This window comes from Lentzea albida, assembly GCF_900111005.1.
In the GTDB taxonomy this organism is placed as follows: domain Bacteria; phylum Actinomycetota; class Actinomycetes; order Mycobacteriales; family Pseudonocardiaceae; genus Lentzea; species Lentzea albida.
Window position 1 is genome coordinate 71,010 of sequence record NZ_FOFV01000022.1, and the last position, 18,392, is coordinate 89,401.

The 18,392-nt window shown below is 70.5% G+C and carries 17 protein-coding genes and 1 pseudogene; 10 read left to right on the forward strand and 8 right to left on the reverse strand.

Going from position 1 to position 18,392, the window contains the following annotated elements; all coding sequences use genetic code 11:
• Positions 1-157: 157 nt before the first annotated feature.
• On the reverse strand, positions 158-1,720 hold the full coding sequence (locus tag BMY74_RS46855; RefSeq protein WP_342718394.1) for a penicillin-binding transpeptidase domain-containing protein: 1,563 nt from the start codon (positions 1,718-1,720) through the stop codon (positions 158-160).
• Positions 1,721-1,779: 59 nt separating this feature from the next.
• On the opposite strand from BMY74_RS46855, the gene BMY74_RS46860 reads away from it, so the two are divergent.
• Positions 1,780-1,959 (forward strand): hypothetical protein, encoded by a 180-nt coding sequence (locus BMY74_RS46860; protein ID WP_342718395.1) that lies wholly within the window; start codon positions 1,780-1,782, stop codon positions 1,957-1,959.
• On the opposite strand, the pseudogene BMY74_RS46865 reads toward BMY74_RS46860, so the two are convergent.
• A pseudogene (locus BMY74_RS46865) lies at positions 1,878-2,483 on the reverse strand (transglycosylase domain-containing protein); the annotation flags it as partial. The gene BMY74_RS46860 and the pseudogene BMY74_RS46865 sit on opposite strands and share 82 nt — an antisense overlap.
• Before the next feature lie 350 nt (positions 2,484-2,833).
• On the opposite strand from BMY74_RS46865, the gene BMY74_RS38045 reads away from it, so the two are divergent.
• Positions 2,834-3,562, forward strand: coding sequence for a hypothetical protein (locus BMY74_RS38045; protein WP_089925154.1), 729 nt, complete (start codon positions 2,834-2,836; stop codon positions 3,560-3,562).
• Between the two features lie 6 nt (positions 3,563-3,568).
• Here the strand turns inward: BMY74_RS38045 and BMY74_RS38050 are convergent, their stop codons facing one another.
• Complete coding sequence (locus tag BMY74_RS38050) at positions 3,569-5,146, reverse strand: hypothetical protein (RefSeq protein WP_218159887.1); 1,578 nt, start codon at positions 5,144-5,146, stop codon at positions 3,569-3,571.
• Positions 5,147-5,370: 224 nt separating this feature from the next.
• On the reverse strand, positions 5,371-6,201 hold the full coding sequence (locus BMY74_RS38055; protein WP_089925157.1) for a S1 family peptidase: 831 nt from the start codon (positions 6,199-6,201) through the stop codon (positions 5,371-5,373).
• 179 nt (positions 6,202-6,380) lie between these two features.
• Between BMY74_RS38055 and BMY74_RS38060 the strand changes: the two genes are divergently transcribed.
• From BMY74_RS38060 to ligD, 4 genes are all read left to right on the forward strand, one after another.
• Positions 6,381-6,935, forward strand: coding sequence for an RNA polymerase sigma factor (locus BMY74_RS38060; RefSeq protein WP_089925344.1), 555 nt, complete (start codon positions 6,381-6,383; stop codon positions 6,933-6,935).
• Positions 6,935-7,996, forward strand: coding sequence for a CU044_5270 family protein (locus tag BMY74_RS38065; protein ID WP_089925159.1), 1,062 nt, complete (start codon positions 6,935-6,937; stop codon positions 7,994-7,996). The genes BMY74_RS38060 and BMY74_RS38065 overlap by 1 nt, the downstream gene beginning before the upstream one ends.
• A gap of 376 nt (positions 7,997-8,372) precedes the next feature.
• Positions 8,373-9,350: a helix-turn-helix transcriptional regulator gene (locus BMY74_RS38070; RefSeq protein WP_245786599.1), complete on the forward strand. Its 978-nt coding sequence runs from the start codon at positions 8,373-8,375 to the stop codon at positions 9,348-9,350.
• A 310-nt stretch (positions 9,351-9,660) separates the two neighbouring features.
• Positions 9,661-10,653, forward strand: a complete 993-nt coding sequence (gene ligD, locus BMY74_RS38075) for a non-homologous end-joining DNA ligase (RefSeq protein WP_245786600.1) — start codon at positions 9,661-9,663, stop codon at positions 10,651-10,653.
• Positions 10,654-10,770: 117 nt separating this feature from the next.
• Here ligD and BMY74_RS38080 read toward each other — a convergent pair whose 3' ends face one another.
• Positions 10,771-11,478: an AfsR/SARP family transcriptional regulator gene (locus BMY74_RS38080; RefSeq protein ID WP_089925161.1), complete on the reverse strand. Its 708-nt coding sequence runs from the start codon at positions 11,476-11,478 to the stop codon at positions 10,771-10,773.
• A 196-nt stretch (positions 11,479-11,674) separates the two neighbouring features.
• On the opposite strand from BMY74_RS38080, the gene BMY74_RS38085 reads away from it, so the two are divergent.
• The 3 genes from BMY74_RS38085 to BMY74_RS38095 are packed head-to-tail and all read left to right on the forward strand — an operon-like array spanning position 11,675 to position 14,228.
• Positions 11,675-12,538, forward strand: coding sequence for a manganese catalase (locus BMY74_RS38085; RefSeq protein ID WP_089925164.1), 864 nt, complete (start codon positions 11,675-11,677; stop codon positions 12,536-12,538).
• A 29-nt stretch (positions 12,539-12,567) separates the two neighbouring features.
• Positions 12,568-13,773 (forward strand): Nramp family divalent metal transporter, encoded by a 1,206-nt coding sequence (locus tag BMY74_RS38090; RefSeq protein ID WP_281245039.1) that lies wholly within the window; start codon positions 12,568-12,570, stop codon positions 13,771-13,773.
• Positions 13,770-14,228 carry a DUF2243 domain-containing protein gene (locus tag BMY74_RS38095; protein ID WP_089925167.1) on the forward strand — a complete coding sequence of 153 codons (459 nt, stop codon included), beginning with the start codon at positions 13,770-13,772 and terminating at the stop codon, positions 14,226-14,228. The genes BMY74_RS38090 and BMY74_RS38095 overlap by 4 nt, the downstream gene beginning before the upstream one ends.
• Positions 14,229-14,264: 36 nt before the next feature.
• Here the strand turns inward: BMY74_RS38095 and BMY74_RS38100 are convergent, their stop codons facing one another.
• Positions 14,265-14,675, reverse strand: a complete 411-nt coding sequence (locus BMY74_RS38100) for an alpha/beta fold hydrolase (protein ID WP_089925169.1) — start codon at positions 14,673-14,675, stop codon at positions 14,265-14,267.
• 74 nt (positions 14,676-14,749) lie between these two features.
• Between BMY74_RS38100 and BMY74_RS38105 the strand changes: the two genes are divergently transcribed.
• Complete coding sequence (locus BMY74_RS38105; RefSeq protein WP_089925173.1) at positions 14,750-15,424, forward strand: GntR family transcriptional regulator; 675 nt, start codon at positions 14,750-14,752, stop codon at positions 15,422-15,424.
• Between the two features lie 46 nt (positions 15,425-15,470).
• Here the strand turns inward: BMY74_RS38105 and BMY74_RS38110 are convergent, their stop codons facing one another.
• Positions 15,471-16,478, reverse strand: coding sequence for an arabinan endo-1,5-alpha-L-arabinosidase (locus BMY74_RS38110; protein ID WP_089925176.1), 1,008 nt, complete (start codon positions 16,476-16,478; stop codon positions 15,471-15,473).
• Positions 16,479-16,533: 55 nt separating this feature from the next.
• Positions 16,534-18,201 carry an RICIN domain-containing protein gene (locus BMY74_RS38115; RefSeq protein ID WP_245786602.1) on the reverse strand — a complete coding sequence of 556 codons (1,668 nt, stop codon included), beginning with the start codon at positions 18,199-18,201 and terminating at the stop codon, positions 16,534-16,536.
• Positions 18,202-18,392 lie beyond the last annotated feature (191 nt).

Sequence of the window (18,392 nt, forward strand, 5' to 3'; positions counted from 1 at the left end):
AACACGTGGAGGCAGACCTGTGTGTTCAAGCAAACCTCACGACCCGAACGACATTACTGGACCTCGGCGCCGAGCTGTTCGTCCCGCCGACCGGACGCCGGGGGCACGACGTGCGGGAAGGCCCGCCGTTCGTCCCTCGATGATCACTCGAACGGTGTCATCGCGGGGGAGCGGCCGCCGGCCGCCCCGGGTCCGGGGGCGGCGGGACCGCGGTGGACGAGGCGAGGTCCGGCGGGGGAGTCGTCGGCGCGGCGGGGCCGCTGCTCACCGAGAGCGTCACCGGTGCGGCTTGCAGGGAAGCACCTTTGCGCGACTGGGCGACGACGGTGCCGCGAGGTCGAGGGGAGCTGACGGACACCGTCGTCACCTGGTGACCGGCCTGGCGCAGCACCGCCGAGGCCCGGGTGACGTCCGTGCCGACGACGTCCGGCACGGACATCCTGGTGTCGCCGTGGCGGTAGCGGTCCTCGACCTCGGGCAGGGGCTTCTCCGGCAGGCCGTCGTGCACCTTCACCATCGTGTCGAACCAGGTGGCGGCAGGAACGGTGCCGCCGTAGATGTTGCCCTCGGAGCACAGCCGGGGCGGCCCCGAGCCGATGCAGATGCCCTTCGGCGAGGTGCCGTCGTTGAACACCTGGACGGCGCCCGCGTAGTCGGGCGTGGCCCCGACGTAGGCCGCGGACTTGTACTCCTCGGTCGTGCCGGTCTTGCCCATCATCGGGCGCGTCCACCCGGCTTTCCTGGCGGCGTTCGAGGAACTGCCCGTGCCCTTGGCGTCCTCGCTGAGCCCGACGGCCAGCGCGTCGGCGAGCTTCTCCGGCACCGCCTGTTCGCACGGTGGTTTCGCCAGTTCGACGGGCCGGCCGTTCCGGTCGAGGACCCGGCGGACCGGGGTGGGCTTGCACCACGTGCCACCGCTCATGATCGTCGCCGCCACGTTCGCGAGCTCGAGGGTGCTCGACGGTGCGGGACCCAGTGTGAAGGAGGCGTTGGCGTTGGACGCGTAGTACTGCGCCTGGGACAGCCGCAGGTCCCGGGGTGCCTTCGGCGTCGGCCGCACACCGGCGATGTTGGTGGCCATCGTCCTGCGCATGCCGAGCCGGGACGCCATGTCCACCACCGCGTCGACGCCGGTCTTCTCCTCCAGGATCACGAAGGCCGTGTTGGGGGAGGTGGCGAGCGCCTGCTTCAGCGGCATCTGCGGCGGGTAGCGGTCGTTGTGGTTGGAAAGGCAGTACCAGCGCGTGTCCGGCTCCCCGGTGGCGGGGCACGAGCGCGCCCCGCCCTTGAACACCTTCGACGTGTAGGTGTTGGGGGAGGGGATCACCGTGTCGATGCCGATCCCCTTCTCGAGTGCGGCGGCCGCGGTGAAGATCTTGTAGACCGAGCCCGTGCCGAACTTGTTCTCCACCCCGCTCGGCAGGTCGAACTGGGTCTGGAACTCCTCCTGCTTCAGCCCGTAGTCGCGGTTGGCGACCAGCGCGACGACCTCGTGCGCGTTCTTGCCGGGACGGACGACCGCCATCGTGTTCGCGACACCGGGGGTGTTCTTCGGCGCCTGCGCCTCGACGGCCTGCTTCGCGTGCTCGGTGATCCGCCGGTCCAGCGTCGTCTCCACGCGGTAGCCGCCGATCTTCAGCTCCTCCAGGTTGAACCCGGACTCGCCCAGGTACTCGACCAGGAACGAGCAGAAGAAGCCGTACGACGGACCAGCGCCCACGCACCCGGTCTGCAGTGGACGGACGGGTTTGCTCAGACCGAGAGGAGCGAACTTGTGGCGTGCCGCGTCCCTTGGCCGAGAGCCTCCCGTGGGCCGCCATCGCGTCGATGACGAGGTTGCGGCGCTCGAAGGCCTTGTCCGGCCGCGTTTCCGGGTCGAGCGCGCTCGGGCTGTTGACCATGCCCGCGAGCATCGCGGCCTGGGGCACGGTGAGCTCGGCCGGGGTCGTGCCGAAGTAGGCCTGCGCCGCGGCGGCGATCCCGAAGATCGTCGAGCCGAACGGCACGAGGTCGAGGTAGCGCGCGAGGATCTCGTCCTTGCCCAGCGCCGTTTCCACGCCCACGGCGATGCGGGCTTCGCGCAGCTTGCGGGTGACGCTCTGCTCCTGGGCCAGGCGCTGGGCGCTCGTGTCGTCGCGGGCGAGCACGTGCACCAGGTAGTTCTTCACGTACTGCTGCGTCAGCGTCGACGCGCCCTGCTCCACAGCGCCACTGGCGTTGTTGCGGGCCGCCGCCCGTGCGGTCGCGAGCCAGTCGACGCCGTGGTGGTCGTAGAAGCGGCGGTCCTCGATCGCGAGCAACGCGTCCTTCATGTGCGGCGAGATCCTGTCCGGCGGTGTCCGGACCCGGTACTGGTCGTACAGGTACGCGATCGGCGCGCCGTCCCTGTCCGTCACCGTCGTCATCAACGGCGGGTCGGTGTTCAACATCTGCGCGAGGGTGGAGTCCACCTGGTCGCTGAGTTCGTTGGACAGCACCCCCATCCCCGCGGTGACCGGAAAGAGGAGTCCTGCGAGCAGCACGCCGGCGAGCAGGCACAGCCCGGCCAGCTTCCCGGCGCAGGGCACGATCTTCTTGCGGTCCAAGGACGGGCTCCCTCAGTCGATGCGGCTGCGGGCGGTTACCCCGCGAGTCCGCGCTCAGGCGCCCACATCGAATGAATCCGGCACGGGGATTTCGTCACCCAGCGTGCCCGTGGCGGCCTTGATCGCCTCTTCGTGTTGCGGCAGCGGCGATCCGCGTCCAGGGCCCGGGTCGCACGGATTGGCGAATCTGCGGCGCCGAACGTGTGTTGATCATCCACTGTGGCCTTTCCGTTCGTATCGTTGCGGGGGTGGGAGACCTGCATCCGGCCGAGCCCTCGGACCTGGGCATCGAGATGGTGCCCGTCGCGCTGGCGGGCCTGCGCGCCGAGTTGACCGAAGCGCGTGCGCTCGCGCGCGAGTTGTCCGGCATGGCGGTGGAAGACGCCGACAGCTCGTGGTGCGACCAGCTCGAGGAGGAGTACCACGACGTCGGCGTCGGGCACGCGACGATGGCGCGGCAACTGGCGAGGTGGCGCCTCAAGCACCCGGAGGCCCCGGGACTGGACGAGCTCGCCGGGCTCGTCGCCGAGGTGGAGCCCGTCCGCCAGGCGCTCCTGCACCAGCTCGCCCGCCTGCGCTGCGCCCGCGGCCTGAGCGGATCCCGCGTGCTGCCGGGGAGTTCGGAGGCGAAGCTGCTCCGCAACGACCCGCGGTGGACGTTCACCGACGACCCGGAGGACGGCGCGCGCACCCTGCACCTCTGGCAGTTCGGCATCGCCCACCTGGTGGCCGTGGTCGCGGCCGAGTCGCCCGAGGGCGGCGTGCGCACCGCCGACGCGGGTGATGCCGTTCTCGCGCGCCTGCAGGCCGAGCACCCGGACCACGAGATCGAGCTGCTGGTGTGGACACCGAGGTCCGGGTGCGGCGGCGACCGCTTCGAGCGCACCGTCCTCTTCGGATCCGAGGAGGTCCCGGCGCACGACGTGATCGACAAGCTCGGTGCCGCCCGGTTCTACCGCTGCGTCTGCCAGACCTGACCGGCGTCACTGGTAGGAGATCATCGACGGCTTCGGTTCGTAGGTCATGGTCTGCTCCGGGGTGAGCATCGGCTTGTCCTCGTCGTAGAAGTTCTTCCAGCCCATCGGCAGCTCACCCGGCCGCGCTCCCACGACGGAGTTCCACGTGTCCACCTTCTGGCCCGTGGTGCCCTGGCCGTCCATGTGGATCAGCAGCTGCACCTCGTCGCGCCTGGTGTCGAGGGCCTGCTCGTCGCGGATCATCGTCAGCTGGAACTGGTGCACGACGAGCAGCTTCTGCGGCAGCGACTTCGCGGCGGTCAGGTCGGCGAGCCACGCCGAGACCTCGTTGACCTCGGCAGCGTCGACACCGCCGATCTGCTGCAACGGCACCTGGTCCGGCCCGAGCTTCCACTCCGGGTCGACGGCCAGGCCCACGTGGGGCTGTTCGAGCAGCGACGCGTACCGCTTCGCCTGGTCCACCAGGCGGGCCCGGCCCGGCTGCAGGTCGAGGATCACGTAGAGACCCTCCTTCCCGGCACGGTCGACCCACGGGCGCAACGACTCGACATCGCTCTCGCCCGAGTAGTCGCCGTCCGGGCCGGGGGAGCCGTGCGCGACGGTGACGATGATCTCGAGACTCGGCACGACGGGTACGTCGGACAGCGGCTCGTACTGCTTCGCCAGCTCCTTGGCGCGGACGATGGTGCCGTCGAGGTCCTGCTCGCCGAGTGCGCCGAGCGCGGGCCCGTCCGGGTGACCGTAGAGGCAGACGAGCATCCGGCCGGGGAACAGGACCTGTCCACCGCCCGGCAGCTGACCGCCGCGCACCGCCATGTCGACCCGCCCGCGCAACCGGTCCGGCGGACCGAAGTCCCCGCCCAGCGCCAGCAACGCGCCGGACGGCTCCGCGCGCAACGCGTCGATCGCGGCCTGGTCGCTCCTCGGATCGGCACCCTTCAGCCGCACGACCCTGGCGCCGGCCGCACGCGCCGTCGCGACCGCCGCGGCGTCGTCACGACCCGAGTCCGCCAGCACCGTCACGTCCACCGGCTGGGCGCGCTCGACGGCCGGCAACCCGGAGGGCGGCTCCGGCGCCTTGCCGCTGTCCCGCGGAGCGTCGATCCCGACCACCTCGGCTCCACCGGCCCACGACTCGACCTCCCGGCGCGCCTCGGCGCCCACGGTGACCACCACCTGGGGCGAGAGCCGTTCCACCTCCTCGCGCACGGCGTCCTTGGACACCGGCTCCGCCGAGGCGGGCACCTGGAGCGCCGGCACGCCCAGCCGTTCGGCGAGCGCGCCCGCCCCGGCCGAGGCCGCGCGGTCCGACTCCGCTGCCACCACCACGACCGGTGCCCGGTGGAAGAGCGCCGAACTCATCGCGACCGCCGACGCCGAGCCGGGCGGTGCGTCCAGCACCGTGGTCTTCTCGGCCGGTGCGGCCACTTCGGCCGTCGCCGCGTCGGCGGCGCCGAAGGTCGAGAGCCCGAACGGCCCGGCGGTGCAGCTCGTGACCACCAGGGACACCAGCAGGGGCACGGCGAGGGGCCGGCGCTTCCGCGTCGCCACCCGGCCACGCGAGCGGTCGTCGTCCATCGGCATCGAGGCCCCCACGTGGTCGTGACGGAGAAGCCGAGGTGCCGGGTGGCCTCTCGACCGTCCTTTGTGGCTGTTCGGGTGTGGTGCGACAGCACGCCGGGGGTAGCCCGCGAGGAGGCGAACGTTCCCCGGCCACACCTCAATCACCCGAAAGTGGGCACCGTCCCCGTCGGCCACGTCCACCTGCTGGCGTCCTCCAGCGGGAAGACGCCAGGTGCGGTGCGAGATCAGCGGTGGGCGTTGATGGTCTTCCGGATCCAGCCGGTGTAGGCGGTGGCGTTGGTGTACAGGCCCGGTCCGTTCGCGCAGGGCACGTCCTCGTCACCGGGGCCGGAGGTGACGCCGATCAGCTCCCACCGTCCCCACTTGCCGCGTTGGAGCTGAGGCCCGCCGGAGTCGCCGGAGCACGCCATGGCGCCGGCCTTCGGGCTCACCGTGCAGAGGCGGGTCCGGTTCGCGAAGCCGGGCGCGCACTCGGACTCGGCGCCGCGGCGGGTGTCGAGCTGCTGCAGCCGCTCCGCGAACTTCCACTCCTCCGGGCCGGACCCCTCGACCGTGGTGCCGAATCCCAGCAGCCGGGTCGGGGTGCCGGGCGCGCCGGCCCGGTCGGCGATCCGGATCGGCTGCTGCGCGACCGGGCGGTCGAGGCGCACCAAAGCGATGTCGTTGCGGTTGGGCTGCATTCCCGGCATCACCTCGTAGCCGGGGTGGCGCACCACGAGGTCGACGGTCCGGACGGTGCCGCCTGAGGTCCGGTGGTCGCTGCCGATGCGCACGGTCCCGTCCATCACCGCTCCTCCTTCGCCCTGGCCGGCGCAATGTGCCGCCGTGACGACCCACCGCGGGTGGATCAGCGACGCCCCGCACACGCCCTTGGCGTTGCCCGCGCTCGGCACGCTCATCGGGATCGAGCTCATGAACTGGTAGCGCTCGGAGGAGTCCTCCCCGTTGACGATGGCACCCGCGGTCCCGGCCGTCGCGGTGGCGGCGAACGCACCCGCCAGCAGGACACCGGCCACCCGGACCACTCCACGGCGAACGGACTTCAGTCTCGACATGTTCTTCCCTCACAACGGAAACAGCGAACGAGACCAATGCTTTCCGTTCACCGTGGACGAGACCATGCAGGCAGCCCGCCTGTCGGCGTGGAGAGTTCTCGACCATCATCGGTGGAGCCTGCTCGACCCGTGTGACGCCCACCACAGTGAGGGGACGCCAGCGGGCCTGCGGACAAGTGGTGGATGTGACCAAGCCCAAGGAGCGCGTCGTCGACGACACGAGACCGGACCTCACCGGAGAGGACCCCGCCGCCGCGTTCGCTGCTCTCTTCGACAGCCACGCGTCGGCCCTGCGCGGGTACCTGGCCGGCCGGGTCGGTGTCGACACCGCGGACGACCTCGTGGCGGAGACGTTTCTCGTCGCCCTGCGCAGGCGGAAGGACTACGACCCCCTCACCGCCTCGGTGAGGGGGTGGCTTTACGGCATCGCCACGAACCTGCTGCGCAACCACATGCGCACCGAGCTGCGCAAGTACCGCGCCACCGAGCGGCTGAGCGCCGAGGCGGTGCAGAGCCATGACGCGCGCGTGGCCGCCCAGGTGGACGCCCAGCGGCAACTCGCCAGGGCGCTGCCGCGGTTGTCAGGGCAGGAGCGGGATCTGCTGTTGCTGACGTCGTGGGCGGGGCTGGACCCGTCCGAGGTCGCGACCGCGCTGAACCTGCCCGCCAGCACCGTCCGCTCGCGGCTGCACCGCGTGCGGGAGAAGTTGCAGACGATGATCGGAGAACGGTGATGACCAATCTGGACGAGATGCTGGACCTCCTGCACCACGAGGACAGGACGAGCACCAGGCCGCTCGGTGACGTGCGCGCCAGGGTGCTCGAAGCCGCCTCCGCGAACGTCGTCCCGCTGCGCCGCAGGCGTGTCGCACCGGTCGCGGTGGCCGCTGCCGCGGCAGCACTCGTCGCCACCGGCGTCCTCGTGGTGAAGGCCAACGACGCGCCCTCGCAGGCGCCTCCCGTCGCGGCGGAATCAGCTGTGCGGCCGGAGGTTCGGCTGGTGTCCGCCGCCGGCGCGCTCGACGACGCCGCAGACAAGATCAAGACGGTGGACCAGCCGCTGGCACCCGGCCAGTACCGCCTGATCACGGAGCACGGCACGTACGCCCGCGGCATGATCGTCGGTCCGTCGCCGGACAAGGGCGGCACCTGGGCCGTCGAACTGACGTCGAAGACCTGGATCCCGGCCGACGTCACCGGGGAGTGGCTGAACCGCCGCACGAAGGACGGAGAGGTGAAGTGGCTGGGCGGCAACGTCCCGCAGTCCGAGGTGCCGTTCAAGCTCGATGACACCGACACCGGCGAGCGCAGGGGCGCGTGCGGCGACTTCTTCCCCAACGCCAGGCCGAAGAAGGTGTGCGGAAGCACGACCGACTGGGACTCCCCGGCGTTCTACGCCTCGTTGCCCCGCGACCCGGCGGCCCTCTACGACTGGCTGCGCTCCAGCACCGGTCAGCGCGGGTCGGCGCCGGTGTCGATGTTCGCCCTGGCCACCGAGATCCTCCGGGCCGGTCACATGCCCGCCGATCTGAGGGCCGGGTGGTACCGCGCGATCGCGAAGATCGACGGCGTCGTGCTGACCCCCGAGAAGGTGACGGTGGACGGCCGCACCGGTGTCGGGATCACGCTGATGGACCCGCGTGAACGCCTCGAGCTGGTCATTTCGCCGGAGACGGGCGACTTCATCGGGGACCGCACGATCGCGGGCCCGGAGAACGGCTACAGCTGGATTCCCGAGGGCACCGTGTTGAAGTCGGTGGCGATCACGACCGCGGTCGTCAACAGCATCGGCTGATCGGGACGGCGGAGCGGGCGGGGCGCGGTGGTGACGCTGCGGCCCGCTCGCTCCGCCGCGGGTCCTGCTCATCTGCTCAGCTCTGTGTTCGAGGTCTTCCCGTCATCGGGGTGGCCGAGCGCGTTCCGGTGACCAAGAGCCTTACCTCGACGTCCGCCTGGTGCGTGCTGGCCGCCGACGCGCCGATCCGGACCTCGGACCCGACGGGCAGCGTCCACCGCTCCACGGAGATCCGCGATCGGGTGCGACGCTCCCGACCGGCCCGCGCGGCAGCAGTGCACGCGCGGTACGGGCCTTGCCGAGCCGGGTTCGAGGGGTACTTTGTTTGTTTGGCGGGTGGTGCCTCGTGGGCCGGCACCCTCGAACGGGAGGGACCGTGGTCGAGCCGGCGACGATTCCCGTCGAGCGTCTGCGGCGGGTGGCTCGTGACGAGGACGAGGCCGCCGACATCCTGCGGACGATGTACAGCAACGCCGTCACCGGTGTCCGCTCGCCCGCCGGTGCCACGGAGTACTCGTTCAGCTCGGCGGTGGCCGGGCGCGTGCGGTGTGACCACGTCCGCAACACCTTCCCGTTCCGGACCACCTTCGACCCGTTCGAGCAGCTGGTCTTCTTCTGCTTCCGGATCGGTGCCGCCCGCGTCGGCGACGGCGGCTCGGAACAGGTGTTCGGTCTGGGCGACCACGCCCTTTACCGGCGTGACGCCGCTCAGCACGTGGACACCGCCGCGTTCGACGTCAGGCTGCTCGTCCTGCCGTGGGACGCGGTCTCCGTCGCAGCCGGACACCGCACCGGCCTGCCGGCACGCGGACTGCGGTTCACGTCGATGCGACCTGTCTCGTCCGCGATGGCCGCCTACTGGACGAGGATCACCACCCTGATCCACGACGACTTCGCCGCCGACGACCCCTCGGCCGCGAACCCGCTGATCAACGAGCACCTGCTGCAGACCGCGGCGACCGCCGCCCTGATGGTGTTCCCCAACCCGACCATGACCGCCGAGCACCTGCGAGGCCCGGGGTGGACAGCGCCCGCGTCACTGCGTCGCGCGGTCGCCTTCATCGAGGCCCACGCCCACGAACCCGTCACCCTCACCGAGATCGCCGCCGCGGCCGGCACCAGCGGACGCGCCGTCCAGCACGCCTTCGGCCGTCATTTCGACATCACCCCGACCGGGTACCTGCGTCGGATCCGGCTGCGGCGGGCGCACGAGGACCTGCTCGCCGCAGACCCCACCACCGGCGCCACGGTCGCGGAGATCGCCGCCCGCTGGGGTTTCGCGAAACCCGGCAACTTCGCGGTCGCGTACCGGAAGGCGTACGGCGTCCCGCCCAGCCACACGCTGCGGAGCTGACTGGACGTCACGGACGCAGATCCCGCCGAACCGGACCTGCCCCCGCTCCACGGCGCCGCTGATGCGCATCGCGGTGTGGACCGGGAGCACGCCCGTGGCCGGCCCAGGACCAGTGCGCCGGAGATCGGTCGCGGCTGATCGTCACGTGGTCCACGGCGTCGCTCCTCGTCACCCGGCCGACGGGCTTCCGCGGCCACGCACGGTGCTTCGCGGAGGTCGTACCGCGGTGGTCGGCCGCCTCCTCGTGTCGCGACCTCGTGAATTCTCGCCGACCATGACTACGCGAGGAGGAAGCGGAGGAGGTGGCGAGATGGGAAGCGCAGCGCCGGCGAACCGGCCGCTGGACCTCGTCCGGCCCATGCTCGCCACGCCGGGCACCGCCCCGCGGGACGACGGCTGGGCCGTGGAGTTCAAATGGGACGGTTACCGGGGCGTCGCCCACTGCCAGGGATGCGATGTGCGGTTGATCAGCCGCAACGACCTCGACTTCATGCCCCGCTTCCCCGAGCTGAACATCCTGCCCGACCTGCTGCGCAACCGGACCGCCGTGCTCGACGGCGAGATCGTGGCGCTCGACGAGCACGGCCGCCCGAACTTCGGGTTGTTGCAGCAGCGCGACAAGGCCGCGCCGGGTGTGCGCGAGCTGCGGCCGAGCCGGCCCCGCATCGCGTACTTCGTGTTCGACCTGCTGCACCTGGACGGGCGGTCGCTGGTGTCGAAGCCGTACGACGTGCGCCGGGCGATGCTGGTCGACCTGGGTCTGCCCGGCGAGCACGCGGTGCAGGTGCCGCCGAGCTTCCCGGACACCGAGCCCGAGGACGTGCTGCGCGTCGCGAGCCAGTACGGGTTCGAGGGCATCGTCTCGAAGCGGATCAAGTCCCGCTACGAGCCCGGCCGACGGTCACCCGCCTGGGTGAAAACACCGTTCCGGTACACCCAGGAGGTCGTCATCGGCGGATGGCGCGCGGGCCAGGGCAACCGCGCGGGCAAGATCGGCTCCTTGCTGCTCGGAGCTCATGACGAGCAAGGCCGTCTCGTGTACGTCGGCCACGTCGGAACCGGCTTCAGCCAGGTGGTCCTCGCCGAGTTGCAGGGACAGCTGACGAGGCTGGAACGGGCCACCAGCCCGTTCGGCGTCGAGGTGCCGCGCGAGCACGCCCGCGACGCGCGGTGGGTCGAACCGAGGCTGGTGGGCGAGGTGGAGTTCCGCCAGTGGACGTCGGACGGGCGGTTGCGGCACCCGGCGTGGCGCGGGATGCGTCCTGACCGGGATCCGGTCAGCGTGGTGCTGCCCTCCACGTGATGAGGCCGGCGCAGCGGGCTGGTGCTCGCGCAGCACGTGGCTGGTGGTGGAGGTGTTCACGATCCCCGGCAGAGGCCGTCCGACGCTCGATTCCGATACCGGTGGGCGAACTGGCTGCTACCGGGCACTCCGCAGCAGCGGGCGGATCAGGTCGTGGATGTGCGGGGACGGTTCGAGGCCGAGCTCGGTTCGCAGCAGCCTCCGGTACCTCTGGAACTGGCGCACCGCCTGCGCGGGGTTGCCGTCGGCGAGGTGGAGTTCGACGAGGGTTCGGTGCGCGCTCTCGCGCAACGGGTCGGTTTGAACGGCGGCGAGCGCGGCTTCGTGTGCGTGGTGGCGGTCGCCGGTGGCCAGGAAGTTCTCGCTGAGCGCTTCCAACGCCCGCAGCCTGGCCTGGTGCCACCAGTCCTGTTCGGCCAGCACCCACGGCTGTGCCCACCCGGGAAGCAGTTCCGCCTTGAGCACGGTCACCGCGTCCGGGCTCGCGCCTGGATCCGCCGTCAGTGCGCAGGCCCGGTGGAAGTCGACGTCGACCTCCACCCCCAGCGTCAGCACGTCGTCCGCGGCCACGACCAGCGGAGCCGGTTTGCCCAACCGCCACAACGACGACCGAAGGCACGCGGCCGCACGACGTGCGGTGGCCTCCGGCCAGAGCAGTGCCGCGGCCACGCCACGGGGAACGGGGCTTTCACGCAGAGCGAGGAGCGCCAGCAGCCTCTGCGCGCCGGGCACGACGTGGACCGGGGTCGGCCCGAATCCCAGCCGGAATCCACCGAGCAACTGGATGTGCGGCCGGGGATCCGGCGTGAAGGTCAGTCCGGTCATGTCGCGGTTCGCTCCTCTCCCGTGTCAGGAGTCGCCGGGTGCCCGATCGCGGCGGGCTCACACCCCCGCGGCGTCGAATTGCTCCAGCCTGACCAGCCGCGGTGACGCGGTCGTGTCCCGCTGGTGGCGAAGCGGAACCGCGCCGGTCACGGTCGCCGCCTAGCTTCGCCGTGGAGTCACACCCCATGGAGGCACGATGTTTCTGCACACCAGCAGGTTGCAGTTCGAGGCGAAGCCGGATCGGCCGGACGCGCACTACGCCCGCAAGCTCCAGGAGCTGATCGGCGGCGCGTTCGGCGAGATGACCGTGACGATGCAGTACCTGTTCCAGGGCTGGAACTGCCGGATGGAGGGCAAGTACAAGGATCTGATCATGGACGTGGCCACCGAGGAGATCGGGCACGTCGAGATGCTCGCGACGATGGTGGCCCGGTTGCTCGAGAACGCCCCTTCGGAGGCGACCGACGAGGTGGCGGCGAAGGACCCCGTCGTCGCGGCGGTGCTCGGGGGCATGGACCCGCAGCAGGCGATCGTCAGCGGTGGCGGCCCGACCCTGTCGGACAGCAACGGCGTGCCGTGGAACGGCCGCTACATCATCGCGAGCGGCAACCTGATGGCCGACTTCCGTGCGAACGTGGCGGCCGAGGCGCAGGGCAGGCTGCAGACCGCGCGGCTGTACAACATGACCGACGACCAGGGCGTCCGCGACATGCTGCGGTTCAACCTCGCGCGCGACACGGCCCACCAGAACATGTGGCTCGCCGCGATCGAGGAACTGCAGGAGGACGGCCTCGAAGGCCCGATCGCGCCGAGCGCGCTGTTCGACGAGGAGAACGCCGAGCACGCCGGCACGATCTGGCACAACTCCGACGGGGCGCTGGGAGCCGAAGGCGGCTGGGCGTCCGGTACGGCGCCGGACGGTGTGCACGAGTTCTCCTACGTGATGGATCCGGAGCCGCTGGGCGGCCACGCGTCCGCACCGAAGCCGGATCCGCTGTTGTACGCGACCAGTCCGGCGAACCTGGGGCTGATCGAGAAGGCCATCCGCAAGCTCACCTGAGGAGGGTCTTGAAGATGGTCGGCATCACGATGCCAGCACGTTTCCGGTCTGCCGCGGTAGTCATGGGGCCCGCGTTCGTCGTCGCGGTCGCGTACGTCGACCCCGGCAACTTCGCGACCAACATGGCGGGCGGCGCGACACACGGATACCTGTTGTTGTGGGTGATCGTCAGCGCGAGTCTGCTGGCGATGTTCGTCCAGTACCAGTCGGCGAAGCTCGGCATCGTGACCGGCCGGAACCTGCCTGAGCTCTGCCGCGAGCACTACCCGCGTCCGGTGACCCGGTTGTTGTGGGTGCAGGCGGAGCTGGTGGCGATGGCCACCGACCTGGCGGAGTTCGTCGGTGCGGCGGTGGCGCTGAACCTGTTGTTCGGCGTGCCGCTGCTGCCGGCGGCGCTGATCACCGCGGTGGTGTCCTTCGGCATCCTCGCTCTCGCGCCACTGCGCAGGCGCCGGTTCGAGTCCGTGATCATCGGACTGCTCGCGATCGTGCTCGGAGGATTTCTCTACCAGACCTTGCACCTCGGCCCGCTGACCGGCGCGGCGGCCGGGCTGGTGCCGGGGTTCGCCGGCGTCGACAGCGTCCTGCTCGCGACCGGCATGCTCGGCGCGACGGTGATGCCGCACGTGATCTACCTGCACTCCGCGTTGACCCAACGCCACCACAGCCCGAGTCCTGACGGGCAGCGCAGGGCGTTGACCGCCAGCCGCACGGACATAGTCGTGGCACTGGGCATCGCCGGAATGGTGAACGTGAGCATGCTCGTGGTGGCGGCCGGAGCGTTCCACCAGACCGGTGCGCCGCGGGAGTCCCTGGAGGACATGCACTCGGGTCTGGGCCAGCTGCTCGGTCCTGGTGCGGCACTGGCGTTCGCCCTGGCACTGCTCGCCTCCGGGCTCGCCGCGTCGAGCGTGGGCACCTACTCCGGACAGGTGATCATGGAGGGGTACCTGCGCAGGCGTGTTCCGCTGTGGCTGCGCCGGGCGGTGACCATGGCGCCGGCACTCGCGGTGTTGTCGTTCGGTGTCGATCCCACGAAAGCGCTGGTGTTGAGCCAGGTCGTGCTCTCGTTCGGCATCCCGTTCGCGTTGGTCCCCCTGGTCCTGCTGGCCAGGCGCGCCGACGTGATGGGCGCGGCGGTCAACCGCAGGGGCGTCACGGCGATCGGCGCGGCGGCGGCTTTCGTGATCTCGGCGCTGAACCTGTTCCTGCTGGTGCGGACGGTGACGGGATGAGGCGGGTCGATCGTGCGGCTCTCGTGCTGGGGCTGGGCGTCGGGGGGTTCGTCGACGGCATCGTGATCCACCAGTTGCTCGGCTGGCACCACATGCTGTCCGGGTGGTATCCGCTCGACGACGTGCACCTCATGATGGTCGGTGACGGGCTGTTCCACCTGTTCTGCCTGCTGCTCGTGCTGGCCGGCATCGCGATGCTCAACCGGCGGCCGCCTCTGCGCACCGCGGTGCTGGCGGGAGGGATGCTCACCGGGTGGGGTGTCTTCAACCTCGTCGAGGGCGTGGTGGACCACCACCTCCTGGGCCTGCACCACGTCAGGCACGGAGCTGACGAGCTGATCTACGACATCGCCTTCCTGGTGGTGGGCGTGGTGCTCGTCGTGGCCGGGGTTCTCATGAGCAGAAGTGTCCGGTCGGCCGACGGGTCCGCTGGAACAGGAGTCGTCCCCCGGTGAGGGGGCGAGACACGTTCACAACGAAGGAGCGATCGTTCATGCCTGTTCCCGTCGCTGACTTGAAAGCGCTGCTCCAGTCGGATCGGTCGGACGCGGCTTTGGTTCTCGTGGAGGGCGGCTATGTGGTTGCGGGCGACCCGCCACCTGCTCGGGGTGGTCGCGGGCGAGCAGCACACCCACCGCGCCGCCGAGGCTCTGCCCCACCACGACGACCGGCCCGCGGCCGAGCCGCTCGATCACCGAGCCGAGCGCGGCGGCGGCACCGGCGAGCGATCCGTCCGCGGCGGACGTCCCGGTGCCCGGCCGGTCGTACTCGACCACCTGGGCGGTCGCCATCAGTCCCTCGCGCAGACCGGGGAAGAAGCCGTCGCAGGACTCGGCGCCACCGGGCAGGAGCAGCACCGGCGGGCCGGACTCGCCGTGCACGCGAACGTCGTCGAGCTGCATCGATGCTCCTTTGTAGCCCAGGTGTGAGCCTGATTGTGCAACAATAGTTTGTCGATTGTGACACAATCCTGCCCGTGAACACCGTGATGGCCGCTCCTGAGCGGATCGCCGCGGCCCTGAGGGGCGAGCTGCTCGACGGCGCGCACCCGGTCGGCACCCGCCTGCGCGAGGAGGACCTGGCCGCGCGGTTCGACGTCGGCAGGCACACCGTCCGCTCGGCGCTGCGGCTGCTGGTCGAACGAGGCCTGGTGGCGCACGAGCGCCACCGCGGAGCGGTCGTCGCGCCGCTCAGCCGGGCCCGCATCGACGAGGTCTTCGACTACCGCAAGGTGCTCGAACTGGGCGCGCTGCGCATGGCGCTGGCCGCGGGCGCGGACCTGACCCCCGTGCTGGCCGAGGCAGAACGCCTGGAGTCGCTGGCCGAGCGGTCGCCGCGACCGTCGTGGCGGGAGCTCACGAGGGCGCACAGCGCGTTCCACCGCGCGATCGTCGCACTGGCCGGCAACCGGCACCTGCTGGACAGCTACCGCCGCTGCGAGGACGAGGTGAGGCTGCTGCTCACGTTCGTCCGCCCCGACTTCGACGCCGCGAGCCTGGCGGCCGTCCACCGCGCGCTGGCCGACCAGCTCCAGCAGGGTGGGGAGGCCGCGGCGGACGCGTTGACCGAGGACATCGACCACACCGGGCGGGCGGCGCTGCTGGCGGCGTTGCACCGCGCCGAGGAGAGCGCGCGGCTGCTGGGCCACTGACCCGGCAGCCGCGGCGCTGAGCCGGCGTGAGCGCGTGCCGGTCTCATCACCTCAGGAACGGCCAGCCCGCCGAGTCGTAGGCCAGCAGGTTGATGCCGAGCCGCGACGCGCCGCTGTCGGTGTAGTAGTGGTAGAGGAGGACGTCACCGTCCACATCGGCGAGCACGTCCTGGTGGCCGGTCCCGTGCACACTCCCTTGCCCTGCCAGGACCTCCGTGCCGCCACCGGACGTCAGAGCGGTGCCGTCGCGGGCGACGTACGGTCCCGTGACGCTGCTGGAACGGCCCACCACCACCCGATAGGTGCTGGCCGCGCCGCGGCAGCAGTGGTCGAACGAGACGAACAGGTAGTAGAACGCCCCGCGCTTGACGATGGTCGGCGCCTCGATCGGCCCGCCGCCGCGGCCGGCGAGCGACCGGAGGGACGTGCCCGACCGCAGTCCGGTGGACGGGTCGAGCGCGATCATCTTGATGCCGGACCAGAACGAGCCGAAGCTCAGCCACCAGCGCCCCTGGTCGTCCACGACGAGGTCGGGGTCGATGGCGTTGAAGTCGTCCGACGTCCGGGACTCGACCACGAGCCCGCGGTGCGTCCACGTGCCGGCGTTCCCGGTGGTGCTCGTGGCGAGGAAGATCGCGGACCGGTTCGACCCGAACGTGGAGGCGGAGTAGTACAGCCAGTACCGTCCGTCGCGATAGGACAGATCTGGTGCCCAGAGGTTGTTGCCTCCGTTGGTGTAGGAAGTCGCCCACGGCGTGCCGCCGGGGAACGCCGAGCCCGCGTCGCGGAACGCGATCCGGTCGGCGGAGGTCTTGAGGGCGATGTTCGTGCCGGTGTGCGCCACCAGGTAGCTCCCGTCGGCGCGCCTCACCGCGCTCGGGTCGTGCACGCTGATGTCACCGGTGACCCTGCCCGGGAGGGGATAGGCCGACGCCTGGGGTGCGGTGGCGACCGCGGTGGTCAGGGTCAGCGCCACGACCAGCATGAACCTTCGCAACGCGCGTGTTGTTGCCGGTGCGACTCGTCCCGGTGCGTACGTCGTTGGAGCAACCATGGGACACCTCGTTCTCTTGGTGGAGTTGGTCGCGGCGGCGGTGCCGGATCTCCTGTCAGAGCACGACGGTTCTGCCGCCCAAGGTGACGACGAGCCTGCCGTCGGAGGCGAAGGACCAGCCCAGGGGACCGGTGAAGCCGGAGCACCGCGAGCCGTTGGTGCCCGTCCAGAACTGGTTGGAGGAATCGGAGTTGCCGACGACCTTGTCGTTGCTCCCGCTGGCGCCGCGGCAGGAGGTGTTGGTGCGGAACACCGAAGTGCCCGCGTCGAAGGAGAAGTTGCGCTCGGCGTTGTCGATGCTGAGGTTGCTGGACACGGTCATGGAGCCGGGGTTGCGGTTGTAGGTGAAGCCGTGTTTGCCGTTGTCGTAGGCGATGGTGCGGGTGATGGTGTGGTCGACGCCGATGTCCTCACCGCCGAGCTTGAAGCCGTTGCGGTCGCCGTTGCCCGCTTGGCCGCCGTTGCTCAGGGTGCCGTTCTCGTAGGCGAGTGAGTCCTCGATGGTGACGGCACCGACGGGACCGGTGTCCGGCTTGGTGTAGAGGTCCCAGCCGTCGTCGATGTTGTTGTGCGCCACGGAGTACCGGAACACGTTGCCCGGGCCGGAGGTGAGCTTCGCGGCGAACCCGTCGGCGTCCTCGCCGTCGGAGTCCGCGTTGTCGTGGGACTCGGCGCCGAGGATCAGGTTGTGCGACGGCCACTGGTCCTGCGGGGTGCTGGACAGCGCCCGGGACAGCTGCAGGCCGGTGTCGCGGTTGAAGCGGGTGATGGTGCGCTCGAAGATGTTGTGGCTGCCGCCGACGAAGATGCCGTTGTCCCCGGCCCGTTCGACGACGACACCCTGCACGTGCCAGTACGAGCCGTTGACGGCCAGGCCCCGGTTGGCCGGGTCCTCGGCCTGTGCGGCGAAGTTCAGCACCGGCTTCTCGCCCTGGTGGGCCGCGAGCTTCTTGCGTGCGGCAGCGGTTCCGTTGTTCGTCGCCGGGATCGTGACGGTCTGCGCGAAGCTGTAGGTGCCGCCGCGCAGGAGGATCGTGCCGCCCGCGGCCACGCGGGGGAGGGCGGACGTCAGCGTGGTCGGGTCGGAGATCGTGCCCGAGGCGCCGTCACGGCCGGACGGTGACACGTACAGCGCGTTGGCCGGTGGCGTGCCGGTGGTGGTCGTCGGACCGGTCGTGGTCGTGCTGGTCGGCCCGCCACCGGCCGTTTCGAGCGTCCACTGCTTCGTGGCAGCGCTGTCACAGGAGTTCGTCTGCACCAACGCCCCGGCCACCGTGGCGTTGTCCTTGACGTTCATGCACTTCCCGCCATTGGTGTTGACCAGGCGGTAGTCCGACCCGCTCGACGTCAGCGCCCAGACCTGGCTCGCCGCACCACCGCACGTCTCGAGTTGGACCGGCTTGCCCGCACTGGTGGACGCGTCGCGCACGCCGACGCACAAGCCTCCCGAGCTGATCCGCACCCCACCGCTCACATCGGTGAGCACCCACTCCTGACCGGCACACGCCTGCTGACGCAACTGCGTCCCGCTCGACGAACCAGCCCCCGCGTCGAGGCACAGTCCCGTGCCGGCGTTCTTCAGCACGTAGGTACGCGCGGCGTTCGCCGTCGCGGCAACGCCAGGCCACGTCGCGAGCACGGTGACCAGTGCGACGACGGCACCACCCGACACCATCCCGGCGCGCGCACGGCGCTGGCGCGCCGACTGTTCCGAAATGCCCATGGGTCTCCACTCCTCAAGCGCCGGAGAAAGGCTTTTCCGGTCGGCTGCGCGGCGGGTTCCCAGCGGATGTTATGGGTGTTCTTCGGAGGAGGTCAATGTTGGCATTTCGCGGTTCCAGTCGATTTTTGTCGTCGAACAGCATCGAATGTCGAGGTCAACGACAATCGAATGGATCGGCGCTGTCAGCTGCA